The organism is Pseudomonas sp. 300 (genome assembly GCF_055803035.1).
In genome coordinates this window covers 306,083-322,306 of sequence record NZ_JAVLRV010000002.1, presented here as the reverse complement: position 1 = coordinate 322,306, position 16,224 = coordinate 306,083, and the positions used below count along the sequence as shown (strand labels likewise).

At 60.7% G+C, this 16,224-nt stretch carries 15 protein-coding genes and 1 pseudogene; 8 read left to right on the top strand and 8 right to left on the bottom strand.

The window, feature by feature from the left end:
* Positions 1–26: 26 nt before the first annotated feature.
* Positions 27–635: a lytic transglycosylase domain-containing protein gene (locus Q7W83_RS07575; RefSeq protein WP_150631453.1), complete on the bottom strand. Its 609-nt coding sequence runs from the start codon at positions 633–635 to the stop codon at positions 27–29.
* Between the two features lie 194 nt (positions 636–829).
* On the opposite strand from Q7W83_RS07575, the gene gspG reads away from it, so the two are divergent.
* The 3 genes from gspG to Q7W83_RS07560 all read left to right on the top strand — a co-directional run bounded on the left by gspG (position 830) and on the right by Q7W83_RS07560 (position 3,129).
* Positions 830–1,279, top strand: coding sequence for a type II secretion system major pseudopilin GspG (gene gspG, locus Q7W83_RS07570; protein WP_150639304.1), 450 nt, complete (start codon positions 830–832; stop codon positions 1,277–1,279).
* A 12-nt stretch (positions 1,280–1,291) separates the two neighbouring features.
* Positions 1,292–2,479, top strand: coding sequence for a type II secretion system F family protein (locus Q7W83_RS07565; protein WP_473655868.1), 1,188 nt, complete (start codon positions 1,292–1,294; stop codon positions 2,477–2,479).
* A gap of 149 nt (positions 2,480–2,628) precedes the next feature.
* Positions 2,629–3,129, top strand: a complete 501-nt coding sequence (locus tag Q7W83_RS07560) for a hypothetical protein (protein WP_473655867.1) — start codon at positions 2,629–2,631, stop codon at positions 3,127–3,129.
* Positions 3,130–3,214: 85 nt separating this feature from the next.
* Here Q7W83_RS07560 and Q7W83_RS07555 read toward each other — a convergent pair whose 3' ends face one another.
* The gene (locus Q7W83_RS07555; RefSeq protein ID WP_473655866.1) at positions 3,215–4,111 is read right to left on the bottom strand and encodes a LysR family transcriptional regulator; all 897 of its coding nucleotides are present in this window, start codon (positions 4,109–4,111) and stop codon (positions 3,215–3,217) included.
* A 160-nt stretch (positions 4,112–4,271) separates the two neighbouring features.
* On the opposite strand from Q7W83_RS07555, the gene Q7W83_RS07550 reads away from it, so the two are divergent.
* Both Q7W83_RS07550 and Q7W83_RS07545 read left to right on the top strand, forming a co-directional pair.
* Positions 4,272–5,291 carry an alpha/beta hydrolase gene (locus Q7W83_RS07550; RefSeq protein ID WP_473655865.1) on the top strand — a complete coding sequence of 340 codons (1,020 nt, stop codon included), beginning with the start codon at positions 4,272–4,274 and terminating at the stop codon, positions 5,289–5,291.
* 101 nt (positions 5,292–5,392) lie between these two features.
* Positions 5,393–6,820, top strand: coding sequence for a mechanosensitive ion channel family protein (locus Q7W83_RS07545; RefSeq protein ID WP_150639299.1), 1,428 nt, complete (start codon positions 5,393–5,395; stop codon positions 6,818–6,820).
* Positions 6,821–6,943: 123 nt separating this feature from the next.
* Here Q7W83_RS07545 and ycaC read toward each other — a convergent pair whose 3' ends face one another.
* The 5 genes from ycaC to Q7W83_RS07520 form a co-directional block, all read right to left on the bottom strand.
* Positions 6,944–7,570: an isochorismate family cysteine hydrolase YcaC gene (gene ycaC, locus Q7W83_RS07540; RefSeq protein ID WP_008032694.1), complete on the bottom strand. Its 627-nt coding sequence runs from the start codon at positions 7,568–7,570 to the stop codon at positions 6,944–6,946.
* Between the two features lie 68 nt (positions 7,571–7,638).
* A complete protein-coding gene (locus Q7W83_RS07535) occupies positions 7,639–9,477 on the bottom strand; it encodes an amidohydrolase (protein WP_473655864.1) in 1,839 nt (612 codons plus the stop codon).
* Entirely contained in the window at positions 9,474–10,064 is a 591-nt protein-coding gene (locus tag Q7W83_RS07530; protein WP_150631445.1) for an antibiotic biosynthesis monooxygenase, read from the bottom strand. Before Q7W83_RS07530 ends, Q7W83_RS07535 begins: the two co-directional genes overlap by 4 nt.
* Positions 10,057–10,473: a DoxX family protein gene (locus Q7W83_RS07525; RefSeq protein ID WP_150631444.1), complete on the bottom strand. Its 417-nt coding sequence runs from the start codon at positions 10,471–10,473 to the stop codon at positions 10,057–10,059. Before Q7W83_RS07525 ends, Q7W83_RS07530 begins: the two co-directional genes overlap by 8 nt.
* 186 nt (positions 10,474–10,659) lie before the next feature.
* On the bottom strand, positions 10,660–11,787 hold the full coding sequence (locus tag Q7W83_RS07520; RefSeq protein ID WP_150653167.1) for a GGDEF domain-containing protein: 1,128 nt from the start codon (positions 11,785–11,787) through the stop codon (positions 10,660–10,662).
* Positions 11,788–12,209: 422 nt separating this feature from the next.
* Here Q7W83_RS07520 and katG point away from each other — a divergent pair, with 422 nt between their 5' ends.
* Together katG and Q7W83_RS07510 are read left to right on the top strand one after the other, a co-directional pair.
* Positions 12,210–14,462 (top strand): catalase/peroxidase HPI, encoded by a 2,253-nt coding sequence (gene katG / locus Q7W83_RS07515; RefSeq protein ID WP_458377599.1) that lies wholly within the window; start codon positions 12,210–12,212, stop codon positions 14,460–14,462.
* A gap of 379 nt (positions 14,463–14,841) precedes the next feature.
* A pseudogene (locus Q7W83_RS07510) lies at positions 14,842–15,084 on the top strand (MFS transporter); the annotation flags it as partial.
* Between the two features lie 187 nt (positions 15,085–15,271).
* On the opposite strand, the gene msrA reads toward Q7W83_RS07510, so the two are convergent.
* Complete coding sequence (msrA, locus tag Q7W83_RS07505; protein ID WP_473655863.1) at positions 15,272–15,778, bottom strand: peptide-methionine (S)-S-oxide reductase MsrA; 507 nt, start codon at positions 15,776–15,778, stop codon at positions 15,272–15,274.
* Positions 15,779–15,813: 35 nt separating this feature from the next.
* On the opposite strand from msrA, the gene Q7W83_RS07500 reads away from it, so the two are divergent.
* A partial coding sequence (locus tag Q7W83_RS07500) for a hypothetical protein (RefSeq protein WP_473655862.1) occupies positions 15,814–16,224 on the top strand: 411 nt, incomplete at its 3' end.

Genomic DNA, 16,224 nt, shown 5'->3' with positions numbered 1-16,224 from the left:
GGGGCAAGGTTCCCCACGTTCGCCCATCACAACGGCGCATCCACGGCCAAGCCTTGCAAGCGGCGGTATTGGCGCAACACGCTCGGTACATAACGCTGGGTTTCGGCGAACGGCGGGATCACCCCGCCACGGCTCAGCACCGCTTGCGGCCCGGCGTTGTAAGCCGCCACGGCGAGGGCGATGTCGTTGTCGAACAGGGTCATCAGGCGCTTGAGGTATTTGGCTCCGCCTTGAATGTTGGCCTTGGGGTCGTAGACGTTGGTCACGCCCATTTCGCGGGCGGTGTCGGGCATCAATTGCATCAGCCCTCCCGCCCCTTTGGCCGACCGCGCGCGGGCGTCGTAGGCGGACTCGGCCTGGATCACTGCATGCAACAGCGCCGCCGGTAATTCATTGGCCGTGGCGGCCGCCGACACCAGCTCGGCATAGGGCTGCCGGGCAATCATCTGCGGCTGTTGATCGAGGCTGACCAGTGACGATTCGGGCTCGCGAATCACCCGTTCATAGGTGCGACCTGGACGGTGGACATTGGACAAAACGTAGCTGCCCTTGCTGTCCACGGAAACGAACACATCGGCCTGAGCTGTACCTGCCAGCAGCACACAGCCGAGCAGTCCAGTGGTGAGTGTTTTCATTTTTCTGTCTCCCCTGACCGACCCCGAAAAATGGGGCTAATGCCCCAATGGCCGGTAGTGAATCAGCCGTACGCAAGCACTGTGCCGGAAGCGCAGAGGCCCGTGATTCAGGGGTTTCGCAAGGAAGTCAGGTGGTGAGCATGGCAATTGCATAAGCCTTCAGGCGACCCTTCTGCCGACTGTGTGAGGTCATCATGAATCAGCGTCTGTGTAGTGCCCCGCGTCACGGCTCACCGCGAGCTCAGCGCGGGTTCACGTTGCTTGAACTGTTGGTGGTGCTGGTGGTGCTGGGGCTGTTGGCCGGCATTGTCGCGCCGAAATATTTCGCCCAGCTCGGCCGCTCCGAAGTGAAGGTGGCCAAGGCGCAAATCGAAGGTCTGGGCAAAGCACTGGATTTGTACCGTCTGGAGGTCGGCCACTACCCGTCGACCGAACAGGGTTTGCAGGCGCTGGTCACCGCGCCCAGCGACGAAACCCGCTGGACCGGCCCGTACTTGCAGAAAAAATTGCCGCAGGACCCGTGGGGCCGCAATTACACCTACCGCTACCCTGGTGAAAACGGCGAATACGACCTGCTGTCCATGGGCAAGGACGGTCAACCCGGCGGCGAAGGCGAAAACGCCGAAGTCACCAGTTGGCAGTGACGGGAGGCGAGCATGCGTTTTCATCTCAAGGCCGTCGGCAAGACCGGCGTGGTCTCGATGACCGTCGAGGCCCAAGGGGACAGCGAAGCCCGACGCATCGTCGAAGAAAAGGGCCTGCGGGTGGTCAGCCTGCAAGTCGAAAGGCATTGGCGGGCATTGCGATTGCAAAAGCGCGAGACGTTCAACCTGGTGCTGTTCAGCCAGGAACTGACCACCCTGCTCAACGCCGGCCTGCCATTGATCGATGCGCTGGAAAGCCTGGCGGAAAAAGAAACCGCGCCACAGGCCCGCAAAACCTTGAGTGAACTGGTGCGCCTGCTTTATGAGGGCAAATCGTTTTCCCAGGCACTGGCTCAGTTGTCGGCAGTGTTCCCGCCGCTCTACGTGGCACTGGTGCAGTCCAGCGAGAAGACCGGCGCAGTGGGCGATGCCCTGGGTCGCTATGTCAGCTATCGCCAACGCATGGACGAGGTTCGACAAAAGATCGTCAGCGCTTCGATCTACCCCATGCTGTTGCTGGTGGTGGGCGGTGGCGTGGTGTTGTTTTTGATGGGTTACGTGGTGCCGCGCTTCAGCCTGGTGTTCGAAGGGCTGGGTAACAACCTGCCGTGGTTGTCGCAAGTACTGATGAGCAGCGGGATGTTCCTGCATGCTCATCAGGGCGAATTCTTCGGCGCCCTGGTGACGATCGTCCTCGCCCTCGCCTTCCTCCAGCGCCAACCGGCCTTTCGCCGGGGCGTGGACCGGGTGATCGAAAAACTTCCGGCAGTCCACCAGCGCATCTTCATGTACGAACTGGCGCGCTTCTATCGTTCGCTGGGGATCCTGCTGCAAGGCGGCATCCCCCTCGTCACCGCCATGGGCATGGTCCGTGGCCTGCTCACCGTCGCCTCGCGTGTGCGCCTGGACCAGGCCTGCGAGCGGGTGCGCGAGGGGCAATCGCTGTCGGCGGCACTGGAACTCAATCATCTCGTCACCCCGGTGTCCCTGCGCTTGCTGCGTGCCGGCGAGCAGTCCGGCAACCTCGGGCAGATGATGGAACGCAGCGCCGACTTCTATGACGAAGAAATCAGCCGCTGGATCGAATGGTTCGTGCGGTTGTTTGAACCCTTGCTCATGACCTTCATCGGCCTGTTGATCGGGGTCATCGTGATCCTGATGTACATCCCGATATTCGAACTGGCCTCGAGCATTCACTGACCCCTGAAACAGGGTCGAATTGCCCCGTTCATCGCTCATCGAGGTGGCAACTGAATAAATCAGGACGTAGCGGTGTTCACCGACTGAATCGAGCAGCACGTTGCAGTGTTTATCAACGTTCAAATCTGAATAAGAAGACGGAGAACGGCATGCACATCAACAAGCTTTTACTGGCAGTAGCGATTGGCGCAGTGTTGTCGGCGTCGACCGTATTGATTCCGGACAGCCTGTCCGGTGTATCGAGCGCTCAAGCCAAGGATGGAGGGAGTGGAGGCGGTGGTGGTAGCGGTGGAGGCGGCGGTGGTCACGGTGGCGGTGGTGGCGGAGGCAGTGGCGGTAATGGTGGTGGTCACGGTGGCAGCGGCAGTGGTCATGGCGGCGATGGCGGCGATGGCGGTGGTCACGGTAGCAGCGGCAGCGGCCACGGCGGTAATGGCAGCGATCACAGTGGCAACGACCATGGCTCGGGGCGTTCCGGGCATTCAGCCGACTCAGGGCGACACAGCAATCACGCAGAACCGGGGGACGATCATGGGGTTCATCGTTCCGGTGAAATGGGCGATGACCACGGCGTTCATCGCTCCGGTGAAGTTGGCGATGACCACGGCGTGCACGTCGGTGGCGAACCGGGCGATGACAAAAGGACCTGATCACCATTGAACAAAGGTTCGCCACACATCCCCTGTGGGAGCCGGGCTTGCCCGGCTCCCACAGGGGATGTGTGCAATCAGTGATTTACAACCCATCCTCGGCCTGATCCAGCCGCTCGCGCAAAAACTCGATCAGCGCCTGCACCGGACGCGAGCTCTGGCGATGCTGCGGGTACACCGCCGACAACGTCAGCGGCTGCGGGCGAAACTCATCCAGCACCGGCACCAGCCGTCCATCCTTCAACGCGGCCCCGACAATGAATGTCGGCAGGTAAGTAATCCCCATCCCGGCCACCGCCGCATCCCTGAGCAACTCACCGTTATTGACCCGCATGCGCCCGGTCACGTTGACCGCCAGTGGTTTGCCCTGCCCTTCAAAACGCCATTGCACCTGACGACCATGGCCGTAAGGCAGGCAGTCGTGCGCGTGCAGGTCCTCAGGTTTACGCGGTATTCCGCGCTCGGCCAGGTAAGCCGGGCTGGCGCAGTACACCCGCTGGATCGAAGCGATGCGGCGGGCGATCAGCGTCGAGTCTTCCAGTACGCCGATGCGCAACGCCAGGTCGTAACCCTCGCTGAGCAGATCCACCGGGCGGTCGCTCAAATCCACTTCCACCGTGACCTCGCGATAACGCTGCAAGAACACCGGCAGCAGGCAACCGAGATGCGCCAGCGCAAACGATAACGGCGCGCTCACGCGAATGGTGCCGCGCGGCTCGGTGGTCTGGCCGGCGATGCCCTGCTCCACCTGCTCGACTTCGCTGAGCAGCCGCAACGCCGACTCGTAATAACTCTGGCCCAGTGGCGTGACGTCCAGGCGCCGCGTGGAGCGGTTGAGCAAACGCACGCCCAAACGTTCTTCAAGTTGCATCAGGCGACGGCTGACGAACTGCTTGGACAGGCCCAGTTGATCGGCGGCCGAGGTGAAGCTGCCGGAGTCCATGACCTGGCAAAAAATACGCATGTCTTCGAACGGGTTCATTGTCGCTTTCCGGTTGACAGTTAAACGCTTTATAGCCGCTTTTTCCTTGTCTGGCACCCTATTAATCTGTGTCCACGGTGTTGCTGAGGCCTGAACCCCAGCGCAGCAGCAACCTGCCCCTCAGGTAATCAACAACTCATTAACTAAAAAGGATTTCCCCATGAACATCGTCAAGAAAACCCTGGCCGCTTCCCTCCTCACCCTCGCCGTCGGCAACGCATTTGCTGCTGGCAGCCCAGGCGTTGAACACAACACTCAGGCCTTCCTCGAAGCCCTCGCCGCCGGTGGTGGCAAGCCGCTTGAGCAACTGAGCCCGAAAGACGCCCGTGCGGTGCTGACCGGTGCGCAAAACTCGGTGAAGGTTGATCTGTCGGGTGTGGACGTCAGCGATCGTGCAATCAAGGTCGATGGTCAAACCATCAACCTGAAAATCGTACGACCGGCCAAGGTCAAAGGTGAGTTGCCGGTGTTCATGTTCTTCCACGGTGGCGGCTGGGTGCTGGGCGATTACCCGACTCACCAACGCTTGATTCATGACCTGGTGGTCGGCTCCGGTGCCGTCGCGGTGTATGTCGATTACACGCCGTCACCTGAAGCGCACTACCCGACCGCGATCAACCAGGCCTACGCCGCGACCCGTTGGGTGGCCGAACATGGCAAAGACATCGGCGTCGATGGCAAGCGCCTCGCCGTGGCCGGCAACAGCGTCGGCGGCAACATGGCGGCGGTCGTCGCGTTGATGGCCAAGGAACAGAAAACCCCGGCGCTGCGCTTCCAGCTGTTGATGTGGCCGGTGACCAACGCACAGTTCGATACCGGCTCGTACCAGCAATTTGCCGAAGGCCACTTCCTCACCAAAGGCATGATGAACTGGTTCTGGGACAACTACACCACCGACCAGGCTGAGCGTGCGCAGATCCACGCTTCACCGTTGCAGGCCAGCGCCGAACAGCTCAAAGGCTTGCCGGCAGCGCTGGTGCAGACCGCCGAGTTCGACGTGTTGCGTGACGAAGGCGAAGCCTATGCCCGCCACCTCGATGCCGCCGGGGTACCGGTCACGGCGGTACGCTACAACGGGATGATTCACGACTTCGGTTTGCTCAATCCCCTGAGCCAGATTCCGGAAGTGAAAGCGGCGGTGCGTCAGGCAGCACTGGAACTCAAGACTCATCTGAACTGAGCCCCTTCGCCCCTCCCACGGTCATCGTGCGAGGGGCTTTTTCTGTAGGAGCCAGGCTTGCTGCGGGCGCCTGCAAAAACATTCTTCCGGAGCTCCCCCACATGTCCCTCATCTACGCTCATCTGCTGTCCTGGAGTGCCCTGCTGCTGGTGATCGACGCCGTGCTCTGGCACCTCGCGCCGTTCAAGCATCGCGTCACGCGGGTCGGTGTGCGCCTGGCGTTGTTCCTGATGTTCAGCGCGCTCATCATCAACGCCGGCGTCAGCCCGTTGCAGGCGCCGCTGTTCGCCGAGGACCGCGTGGCACAGCTGGGTGCCACGGCGCTGGGGATTCTCTGGTGGTTGTACGCGGCGCGAGTGCTCACCGAAGTCATCGGTCTGGTACTGATGCGGCGCATCGGGCACAGCGGTCGGTTGCTGCAGGACGTCATCGGCGCGCTGGTGTTTCTGATCGCCATCGTTGCGGCTGCCGGTTATGTGCTGGAACTGCCGGTGAAAGGGTTGCTGGCAACGTCCGGGGTGGTGGCAATCGTTGTCGGCCTGGCGTTGCAGAGCACCTTGAGCGATGTGTTTTCCGGGATCGTGCTCAACACCACCAAGCCGTATCAGGTGGATGACTGGATCATGATCGACGGCGTCGAGGGCAAGGTGATCGACATCGACTGGCGTGCGACGCACCTGTTGACCAGCGCGGGCAGTACCGCGGTGGTGCCGAACTCGGTGGCGGCCAAAGCGAAGATCGTCAACCTGAGCCGGCCGACCAACATGCATGGCGTGTCGATCAGCATCCAGGTGCCCAACCACATTCGCCCGCGTCGGGTGCTGGACGCACTGGACCGCACGCTGCAGGGCAGCAGCAGTTTGCTGCTCAACCCGGCGCCGAAAGCGGTGCTGAAAGAGGCTGGCGAAAGCATGTCCGAATACGTGGCCAGCGGGTTTATCGCTGAGCTGGGCAAGAAAAGTGAAGTGCGCAATCAGCTGTTCGACCTGGCCCACAGGCACCTCGAAGCCGCCGGCATTTCCCGTCAGCTCGACGGCGTGATTGAGCCGACAACCCGTGCAAGGGCGTTGCTGGATGAGGTGAAAATTTTCCGTTCCTTGAGTGAAGAGGAACGCGATCAGATGGCCCAATCGATGGTTGCGCAACAGTACGCGGCCGGTCAGGTGGTGCTGGAACTGGGTGAAGTACCGGACAGCCTGATGGTCATCGCCACGGGTGTGGTCAGCGCGACAGTGCCGGACGGCGCCGGGCAAACCGAAGCCGGACGCATGGGGCCGAGCGAAGTCATGGGTGAACAGAGCATCCTCACCGACACGCCGTCGCAGGCGACATTCACTGCGTTGACCTCGTGCATCATCTACCGGATCGACAAATCCCTGACCCGCAGCTGCATGGAACAGCGGGTTGAAGTGAGTCGGGCGCTGAACAAGTTGCAGGCGGTGCGGCAGCAGAACAGTCGGTTGGCGTTGCTGGCCAAACCGGTGCCGGTCAAGAAAGGTGGTTTTTTGGGGTGGTTGCAGAAGCGGTGAGTAAACCCTGTGGGAGCGAGCGTGCTCGCGACGGCGGTAGCAGATCCAACAGAGATGTTGGCTGATCCGCCGCTATCGCGAGCAAGCTTGCTCCCACAGGGAAAGCGTTGAGACCGAATGGAGTTACTTCGAGGTCAGCACCGAGTAGCTGTTCATCAGGTTGCGGTAGTTGGGAATGCGCGGCGACAGCAGGTTCGCCAGGCCTTCCATGTCGTTGCGCCAGTCGCCCTGCAGCTCGCACGCCACCGAGAACCAATTGACCAATTGAGCACCGGCCGCCGCCATGCGCGCCCACGCGGCTTGTTGCACGGTTTCGTTGAAGGTGCCCGAAGCGTCGGTCACCACAAACACTTCAAACCCTTCGGCCAGCGCTGACAGCGTCGGGAAAGTCACGCACACGTCAGTCACCACACCGGCGATGATCAGTTGCTTGCGGCCAGTAGCCTTGACGGCCTTGACGAAATCTTCGTTGTCCCAGGCGTTGATCTGGCCTGGACGCGGGATGTACGGCGCGTCCGGGAACTGCTCTTTCAATTCCGGAACCATCGGGCCGTTCGGGCCGTTTTCGAAGCTGGTGGTGAGGATGGTCGGCAGTTTGAAGAACTTGGCCACGTCGCCCAGGGCCAGCACGTTGTTCTTGAATTCGTTCGGCGAGAAGTCCTGAACCAGCGAGATCAGACCGGTCTGATGGTCGACCAACAGGACAACCGCATCGTCTTTATTCAGGCGTTTGTACGGAACGTTGCTCATGTGAATCTCCTCGATGGATGGGTGTTACATAGGGCGCCGACGCTGTGCATCGGCGCTTTTTGAGATCGTCAGAACGCGAAGCACGAGCAGCCAAAGGCGCCCCAGAAACCGGCGAAATCGCTGACCGGCGCGTTCGACAAACGCGCCTTTTCATGACTGTGGGAATGCACGCCGCACGGTCCGCTGCAATGGTGAACCTGTGCCTGCATCGGCGAGGTCGGACGCCAGTGCCCCGGCACCTTCACCACCGGCGACCAGTCCGGCAGCACCGGCACGCTGGCAGGGCCGAGCTTTTCAAAATCACCGGCGGCGTACACCACCTTGCCGCCGACCACGGTCAACACCGATTCGATCCACTTGATCGCTTCTTCGTCGACGCTGAAAAAGTCCGCGCTCAGGGCCGCGACGTCTGCCAGTTGGCCGACCTTGATCATGCCTTTCTTACCCTGTTCAGAAGAGAACCAGGCGCTGCCGTGGGTGAACAGTTCCAGCGCGGTCTGCCGGGACAGGCCCTCGGCGTGCAGCTCCAGGCACCCGACGGTGCGGCCGCTGACCATCCAGTACAACGAGGTCCATGGGTTGTAGCTGGACACCCGCGTCGCGTCGGTGCCGGCACCGACCGGTACGCCTTCGGCCAACATGCGCTTGATCGGCGGCGTCGCTTCGGCCGCCTTGGCGCCGTAACGCTCGACGAAATACTCACCCTGGAACGCCATGCGGTCCTGGATCGCGATACCACCGCCCAGCGCCCTCACCCGCTCAATGTTCTGCGGGGTGATGGTTTCGGCGTGATCGAAAAACCACGGCAAGCCGTTGAATGGGATGTCGCGGTTGACCTTCTCGAAGACGTCGAGCATGCGGCTGATGGATTCGTTGTACGTGGCGTGCAAACGGAACGGCCAACGCTGCTCGACCAGGTGGCGGACCACCGGCTCCAACTCGTCTTCCATGGTTTGCGGCAGGTCCGGACGCGGCTCGAGGAAGTCCTCGAAATCCGCCGCCGAGAACACCAGCATTTCCCCTGCGCCGTTGTGTCGCAGGAAATCGTCGCCCTGATGCAGGGTCACGCTGCTGGTCCAGTTCTTGAAATCGGTCAGCTCTTCTTTCGGCTTCTGCGTGAAGAGGTTATAGGCAATGCGGATGGTCAGTTGCTGGTCCTTGGCCAACTGCTCGATCACCTGGTAATCGTCCGGATAATTCTGGAAACCGCCGCCGGCATCGATGGCACTGGTGAGGCCGAGACGGTTGAGTTCGCGCATGAATTGGCGAGTCGAGTTGACCTGGTATTCCAGCGGCAACTTCGGCCCCTTGGCCAGCGTCGAGTACAGAATCATTGCGTTAGGACGCGCCACCAGCATGCCGGTCGGCTCGCCGTTGCTGTCGCGCACGATCTCGCCTCCCGGCGGGTTCGGCGTGTTACGGGTGTAACCGGCCACGCGTAACGCAGCACGGTTGAGCAAGGCACGGTCGTACAAGTGCAACACGAACACCGGGGTATCGGGCGCGGCCTGGTTGAGCTCTTCAAGGGTCGGCATGCGCTTTTCGGCGAACTGGAATTCGTTCCAGCCACCGACCACCCGCACCCATTGTGGCGTCGGCGTGCGGTCGGCCTGATCCTTGAGCATGCGCAAGGCATCGACCACTGACGGCACACCTTCCCAACGCAGTTCGAGGTTGTAGTTCAAGCCGCCACGAATCAGGTGCAAGTGCGAGTCGTTGAGGCCGGGGATGACGCAGCGGCCCTTGAGGTCGATGACCTGTGTGCCTGAGCCGCGCAGGGCCATGGCTTGGGCATCGGTGCCGACCGCAACAAAGCGACCATCGCTGATTGCTACGGCGCTGGCGCGCGGGTTTTCACGGTCAACGGTATGAAATTGGCCATTGAACAAAATCAGATCGGCGTTCATCGCGTTTCCTTGGGCTGAGTGGAGGGGGACAGCCAAGGCGCGAACAAGCGCGTCGCCATCGGCATGAACAGGTACACCACCGAAACGACGATGGTCAGCGTGATCAGGAACGTGGCGACCACGTAATTGGACAGAAATGCGTTGAGCCGCAGCAGCGGACCCCAGATCAGCGGTACCAGCAGGGTGTGCGGCAGAATCACCAGCAACGTGACCACGGCCTGCTTCCAGCGAGGCGGCGGAGAACCGGTTTCAGCCTGGGGCGCGAACCAGAATTCATTGACCGGGTTGACCTCGGTCTGGTCGCCATCGGCGAGCATTGGCGTGGCTTCGTTGACCAGTTCCAGCCGTTGCGGCGAATCGAGCCAGTGCTGCATCGCCTCGGTGGAGCAAAAGCGCAGCACGCAGGTGTACAGGTCGAGGCCGGCGTTCTTGCCGCGAATCACGTCGACGCCCAAGTGCCCTTCCTGCTGCCCGGCAATGCTGACGATGTTGCGCAACCAGGCTTCATAGGGCACTTCAAAACCAGCCTTGACCCGGTGCTTGATGACCAGGGTCACGACTTCTTCGAAACGATTGGATTCAGGCATAACGCAAAGCTCCGGAGAATCGGACATTGAGCGCCAGCCGTCCCGGCCCGGCGATTAGAAGGCTGGTGAACAGGATCAACAACAGCCAGCCGAACTGCCCTTCCTCGAGGCTCCATTGCGGATGCACCACCAGCAGTGCGATCCACAGAACAGACAAAATCGGCAGGCACGCCAGACGCACCAACACCCCGGCAATGATCAGCAGCGGGCACAGCACCTCGGCGAAAATCGCCAGCATCAGCGTGACGTTCGCGCCCAAGTGGAAAGGGTCTTCGATGACCAGCAGTTGAGCGCTGTAGTTAAGCAGCTTCGGCAAACCGTGAACCCACAGCAGAAACAAACCGCCGCAGACCCGCAAAAAAAACAGCCCGAAGTCCTGGGCTCGTTCATCCCGTTGCGAAGCGTTCATGGGCTACCTGCAAAAATGAAAAACCACCGGCGTCAAAGCGCCAGGACCTCATTCGATAATGCCGGTATGGGGGTGGGGAAAATTGAATGTACGTGCTCTTTTTATCAGCCGCCCCGGATCGTCAAACCCTCGGTGGTCTTTCCTGTGCAACTTGAACGACTGCCAAGTCACAGGCCTTGTGCGGCCTTACTCGGAAATGGCGATCTGATTGCGGCCACGTGCCTTGGCTCGATACAGGGCTTTATCGGCGTTATTCATCAAGCTGTGCAAATCAAGGTCAGCGGCGTCCATCGACGCGACACCGAGGCTGGCCGTTATGCAGTGCACCGGGCCAGTCATCAATCCGGCAATGGAGCGGATGAGTTGCTCGGCAATGTTCAGGGTTTCTTCAATCGAAGTGTCCGGGAGCAGGATGGCGAACTCCTCTCCCCCCAGCCTGCCGTAGACATCCGTTTCACGGAACGACGTGCTGATGACCAGGCCCATCTGACTCAGCACCTGATCCCCGACCTGATGACCGTAGGTGTCATTGATGTGTTTGAAGTGATCCATATCCAGCATCACCGCACACAGCGGCAACTGGTTGTGTTTGCAGTAACTGTGTAGCTGCTGGGCGTGCTCGAAAAAAGCCCGGCGATTCCTCAGGCCTGTGAGTTCATCGGTCTGCGCGGCAAGAGTGGAAATGCGGTGCGCCTGCTCCATTTCACGGGTCAATCGAAAGGCGGTTTCCAATGCATCGGAGAGTTTGCGGGTAGCGCTGGCCACAAAGGAGGCAAACACCAGCACCGCCAGCGCCATGCCGACTTGCATCGCTGACGGCTGGAACAACAGCCACATCGTGCACGGCAACAACACCAGGCCAATGGACACCAACGTCATGTAACGGTAGGCCGAGTAGCAGGACACCGCGCTGACCGACATCCCGACAGTAAAAAGCATGACCAGTGCCTGGGACAAAATATCGTCTGCGGGCATCAGCGCCAGCGCACCTGCGCCCCAGATACCGGCAGATAACACCAGCGTGCTCCAGTATTTCCATTCCCAGAGCTGAGGGGTTCGCGCACCTTTGTCGCTGCGAAAATAGGCAACAAACATCAACACGCGTAATGAAGTCGACGCCGCCAGGATGCCCATCCACCAAAAAATGACGCGATGATCGAAGCGTTCCCAACACAACAGACACAACATGATTGCAGCCAGGACACTGCCCGGAATCGCCGTCACCGACTGATGAAACAACTGATGCAGACGATCAGTGCGTACCTGCGCTGCTATCAAAGCATCCGGGTTGTACCGGGGTCCAAGTCCGTCCATTTGATCCGCCTGATCATGATGCTGCGACAAAGGAGCATTGTGGCACCCGGCCAGTAGCGCAAACAACCGCGCCCTTGAAATGTTTCCGGGCGCCAGATTGAAAGAGTACGTCTATCACGCCCCAACACTCGCCCTATTAGCTGACTTCCCGGCTCGGGTCTAACCTTAGTCTGCGCTGGCGCCATAAGCCGGCCGGATTAGCGCTGAAAAGGAGACAGGAATGAGCCCGAAGCTTGACTAGGCCACCCGTGGGCCACCGCGCAGGCAACCTGATTGCCGCTGTCCAGAAATCCCGTGTGGTCACCACAATCAGTTGATCCAACTGCTGGCCCTGCAGCCTATGTCCTTGATTCCGCTCGTCGCTATTTAATGCCCGCCCCGGGCCCGATAGCCGGATGAACACGACCAAAGGTAGCTCGCACATGGCAAACGAATCGAAATGCCCGTTCAATCACGCCGCTGGCGGTGGCACGACGAACCGCGACTGGTGGCCTGACCAACTGAATTTGAAGATCCTGCACCAGCACTCGTCCCTGTCAGACCCCATGGACGAAGGCTTCAATTACGCCGAAGCGTTCAAAAAGCTCGACTTTGCCGCGGTCAAGCGTGACCTGACCGCGCTGATGACCGATTCGCAAGACTGGTGGCCCGCAGACTTCGGTCACTATGGGCCGCTGTTCATCCGCATGGCCTGGCACGCCGCAGGCACCTACCGCACCGGTGATGGTCGTGGCGGTGCCGGTTCCGGCCAGCAGCGCTTCGCCCCGCTCAACAGTTGGCCGGACAACGTCAGCCTCGACAAGGCGCGCCGGTTGCTGTGGCCGATCAAGCAAAAGTATGGCAACAACATATCCTGGGCCGACCTGATCGTCCTTACCGGCAACGTCGCGCTGGAGTCGATGGGCTTCAAGACCTTTGGTTTTTCCGGTGGTCGCGCGGATGTCTGGGAACCCGATGAAGACGTTTATTGGGGCTCGGAAAACAAGTGGCTGGGCGGCGATACTCGCTACGGTAAAGACAACGCGCCCGTGCAAGCACCCGGCGATGTTCCACTCGTGGCCGAACCCGGTAGAAATGAGGACAGCCGTACTGAAGAGGGGCGCAATCTGGAAAACCCTCTGGCCGCCGTGCAAATGGGCCTGATCTATGTGAACCCGGAAGGTCCGGAGGGCAATCCCGATCCGGTCGCTTCCGCCCTGGATATTCGCGAAACCTTCGGCCGCATGGCCATGAACGACGAAGAAACCGTGGCACTGATCGCGGGCGGCCACGCCTTCGGCAAAACCCACGGTGCCGGCCCTGCCGACAACGTCGGTGCCGAGCCGGAAGCCGCCGGTCTTGAAGCCCAGGGCTTTGGCTGGAAAAACAGCTTCGGCACCGGCAAAGGCCCGGACACGATCACCAGCGGGCTGGAAGTGACCTGGACCACCACGCCCACCCGGTGGAGCAACAACTACCTCGAAAACCTCTTCGGCTTCGAGTGGGAGTTGAGCAAAAGCCCGGCCGGTGCGAACCAGTGGGTAGCGAAAAACGGTGCCGGTGCCGGCACCATTCCGGATGCGCACGACCCGTCCAAGCGGCGTAACCCGACCATGCTCACCTCGGACCTGGCGCTGCGCTTCGACCCCATCTATGAACCGATTTCCCGGCGTTTCCTGGCCAATCCCGATCAGTTGGCCGACGCCTTCGCCCGCGCCTGGTTCAAGCTGATTCACCGCGACATGGGCCCGCTCTCACGCTACCTCGGCCCGGAAATGCCCGGCGAAGAGCTGTTGTGGCAAGACCCGATTCCGCAAGTCGACCATGCCTTGGTCAACGACAGCGACGTCGCCGCACTCAAGAGCAAAATCCTCGCCTCTGGCCTGAGCGTCTCGCAGCTGGTATCAACAGCCTGGGCAGCGGCGTCGACCTTCCGTGGCTCCGACAAACGTGGCGGTGCCAACGGTGGACGCCTGCGACTGGCGCCACAGAAATCCTGGCCAGCCAACCAGCCTGAACAACTGGCGAATGTACTGGCGAAACTGGAAGGCATTCAGCGTGAGTTCAACAACAGCGGCAAGAAAATCTCGCTGGCGGACCTGATCGTGCTGGCGGGCAGCGCCGGTGTCGAACAAGCCGCAAAAAATGCCGGTCACAGCGTGACGGTGCCATTCACACCGGGACGGACGGACGCCTCGCAAGAACAGACGGATGTCGAATCCTTCGGCTTCCTCGAACCCATCGCCGATGGTTTCCGCAACTACCTGAAAACCCGCTACCGCGTGTCGGCCGAACACCTGTTGATCGACAAGGCGCAACAACTGACCCTCAGTGCACCGGAAATGACCGTGCTCGTGGGCGGCTTGCGGGTGTTGAACACCAACGTCGGCCAGACCCGACACGGCGTGTTCACTCAGCAGCCGGAGGCGTTGACCAACGACTTCTTCAAAAACCTGCTGGACATGGGGGTGGAGTGGAAACCGGTGTCGGACGCCAATCAGGAGTTCGAAGGGCGCGATCGCAAAACCGGCGAAGTGAAATGGACCGGGACGCGGGTCGATCTGGTGTTTGGCTCGAATGCGCAGTTGCGCGCACTGGCTGAGCTGTATGCCAGCAGTGATGCGAAGGAGAAGTTTGTGAAGGACTTCGTTGCGGCCTGGACGAAAGTGATGAACCTGGATCGTTTCGATCTGTAGGCGCCGGCTTGCTGGCGAATCGATGGTGGTCGTGATGACGCCATCGCTGGCAAGCCAGGTTTTACACGTTCCGGGTTATGCCGACAGTTTTTTGCATAAACGGTATCGCTGAAACAACAACGCCTCCCGGTATGGAGGCGTTGTGCTTTTTGCGCATTGAGGAAAGGAACTAGGTCGGCGAGATCGTGGCCAAGGCACCGATCAAAAGGGTTAGCAGCAGAAATCCACCCAGAAAAATGGCCATCTTGGGCATGGGGCCTCCTACATCATGAGTTTGCGGTTCAGTGGCTACCGCGACTGCGGACCGTGCGGTCATTGTGGGGCGCAAGCCGGGTACATTACAGATGCAGATAGCGCAGAAAAATGCGGATCAGAGCAAATTCTGTCGGATCGCCGCCGCGCAGCGATAGCGTCTGCTCAGGTACACCGCGTCACCTCAGTCATCACGACCGCGTTGCCGACCATGGCCAGCGCATTCGGCATTACGCCGGTCGACATGAACATCGGCATCACCGCCTGCATTCTGGCGGTGGCGATCTTCATCCCGCTGTCCAGCTGGATCGCCGACCGCTTTGGTGCGCGAAGGGTGTTTGCCGGCGCAATCATCGTCTTCACCCTCGCCATGAGCTGCAGGCGCAGGTGGCTGATTGTCGAGTGGCCTTTGTGGGCGTGGCGGTGTTGGGGTTGTTGGCGTTGGTTGATGTGATCAGGTTGCCCAAGAATGCGGGCGACAGTGTGCTGGAGCGGTCTTGAGTCGGCTTCAAAGCGGCGGAACAGAGACGGCTCATTCGAACCGCCTCTGAGCTTGATCAGCCGCGTTTTGGCAATGTCCAGTTGGGGCGGATGAAGTGGCAGGTATAACCGTCGGGAAGTCGTTCCAGGTAATCCTGGTGTTCCGGCTCCGCTTCCCAGAACGGCCCGGCCGGGGTGATTTCGGTCACCACCTTGCCGGGCCAAAGGCCGGAAGCTTCGACGTCAGCCACGGTGTCTTCGGCAACCCGTTTCTGCTCCTCGCTGAGGTAGAACAGCGCAGATCGGTAGCTGGCGCCGATATCGTTGCCCTGGCGATTCTGAGTCGTCGGGTCATGAATCTGGAAAAAGAACTCGAGAATCTGCCGATAGCTGATTTGTTGCGGATCGAACACGATCTCGATCGCTTCCGCGTGATTGCCGTGGTTGCGATAAGTCGCATTCGGCACATCGCCGCCCGAGTAACCCACTCGCGTGGACAGCACGCCGGGGTAACGTCGCAGCAAATCCTGCATACCCCAGAAGCAGCCACCGGCCAGGATGGCGGTTTCGGTTTGCGTCGTCATGAACAGTAATTCTCCCCAATGAAAGTGGCGCGTTATTGATTGCCGATCGGACTGTTGAACTGGTCGGAGTAACTGCCGTCCATCAGCGAGGATGCCACTCGATCAGAACCAATGCCATTACGGGAGTACGCAAGACGCGCCGCGCCGATATGGTCCGCGCCGTCCGCTGCGACCGCGCCAGCGCCGACGTGATCTGCACCGTCAGCTGCGACCGCAGCAGCGCCAACGTGATCTGCGCCATCCGCTGCTACTGCGCCCGCGCCGACGTGATCTGCGCCGTCCGCTGCGACTGCACCCGCTCCGACATGGTCGGCACCGTCAGCTGCGACCGCGCCAGCGCCGACATGATCTGCACCATCCGCTGCGACTGCACCCGCGCCGACATGATCTGCGCCGTCAGCTGCGACCGCGCCCGCTCCGACATGATCTGCGCCGTCAGCTGCGAC

What these genes read in the sequence shown, in the direction of transcription:
- Q7W83_RS07550 (WP_473655865.1), top strand. Translation starts at nt 4,272, where the DNA reads ATGAACATCGTCAAGAAAACCCTGGCCGCTTCCCTCCTCACCCTCGCC.
- Q7W83_RS07520 (WP_150653167.1), bottom strand. Translation starts at nt 11,787, where the DNA reads ATGGACGGACTTGGACCCCGGTACAACCCGGATGCTTTGATAGCAGCG.
- Q7W83_RS07545 (WP_150639299.1), top strand. Translation starts at nt 5,393, where the DNA reads ATGTCCCTCATCTACGCTCATCTGCTGTCCTGGAGTGCCCTGCTGCTG.
- gspG (WP_150639304.1), top strand. Translation starts at nt 830, where the DNA reads ATGAATCAGCGTCTGTGTAGTGCCCCGCGTCACGGCTCACCGCGAGCT.
- Q7W83_RS07555 (WP_473655866.1), bottom strand. Translation starts at nt 4,111, where the DNA reads ATGAACCCGTTCGAAGACATGCGTATTTTTTGCCAGGTCATGGACTCC.
- msrA (WP_473655863.1), bottom strand. Translation starts at nt 15,778, where the DNA reads ATGACGACGCAAACCGAAACCGCCATCCTGGCCGGTGGCTGCTTCTGG.
- Q7W83_RS07535 (WP_473655864.1), bottom strand. Translation starts at nt 9,477, where the DNA reads ATGAACGCCGATCTGATTTTGTTCAATGGCCAATTTCATACCGTTGAC.
- katG (WP_458377599.1), top strand. Translation starts at nt 12,210, where the DNA reads ATGGCAAACGAATCGAAATGCCCGTTCAATCACGCCGCTGGCGGTGGC.
- Q7W83_RS07525 (WP_150631444.1), bottom strand. Translation starts at nt 10,473, where the DNA reads ATGAACGCTTCGCAACGGGATGAACGAGCCCAGGACTTCGGGCTGTTT.
- Q7W83_RS07575 (WP_150631453.1), bottom strand. Translation starts at nt 635, where the DNA reads ATGAAAACACTCACCACTGGACTGCTCGGCTGTGTGCTGCTGGCAGGT.
- Q7W83_RS07530 (WP_150631445.1), bottom strand. Translation starts at nt 10,064, where the DNA reads ATGCCTGAATCCAATCGTTTCGAAGAAGTCGTGACCCTGGTCATCAAG.
- ycaC (WP_008032694.1), bottom strand. Translation starts at nt 7,570, where the DNA reads ATGAGCAACGTTCCGTACAAACGCCTGAATAAAGACGATGCGGTTGTC.
- Q7W83_RS07565 (WP_473655868.1), top strand. Translation starts at nt 1,292, where the DNA reads ATGCGTTTTCATCTCAAGGCCGTCGGCAAGACCGGCGTGGTCTCGATG.
- Q7W83_RS07560 (WP_473655867.1), top strand. Translation starts at nt 2,629, where the DNA reads ATGCACATCAACAAGCTTTTACTGGCAGTAGCGATTGGCGCAGTGTTG.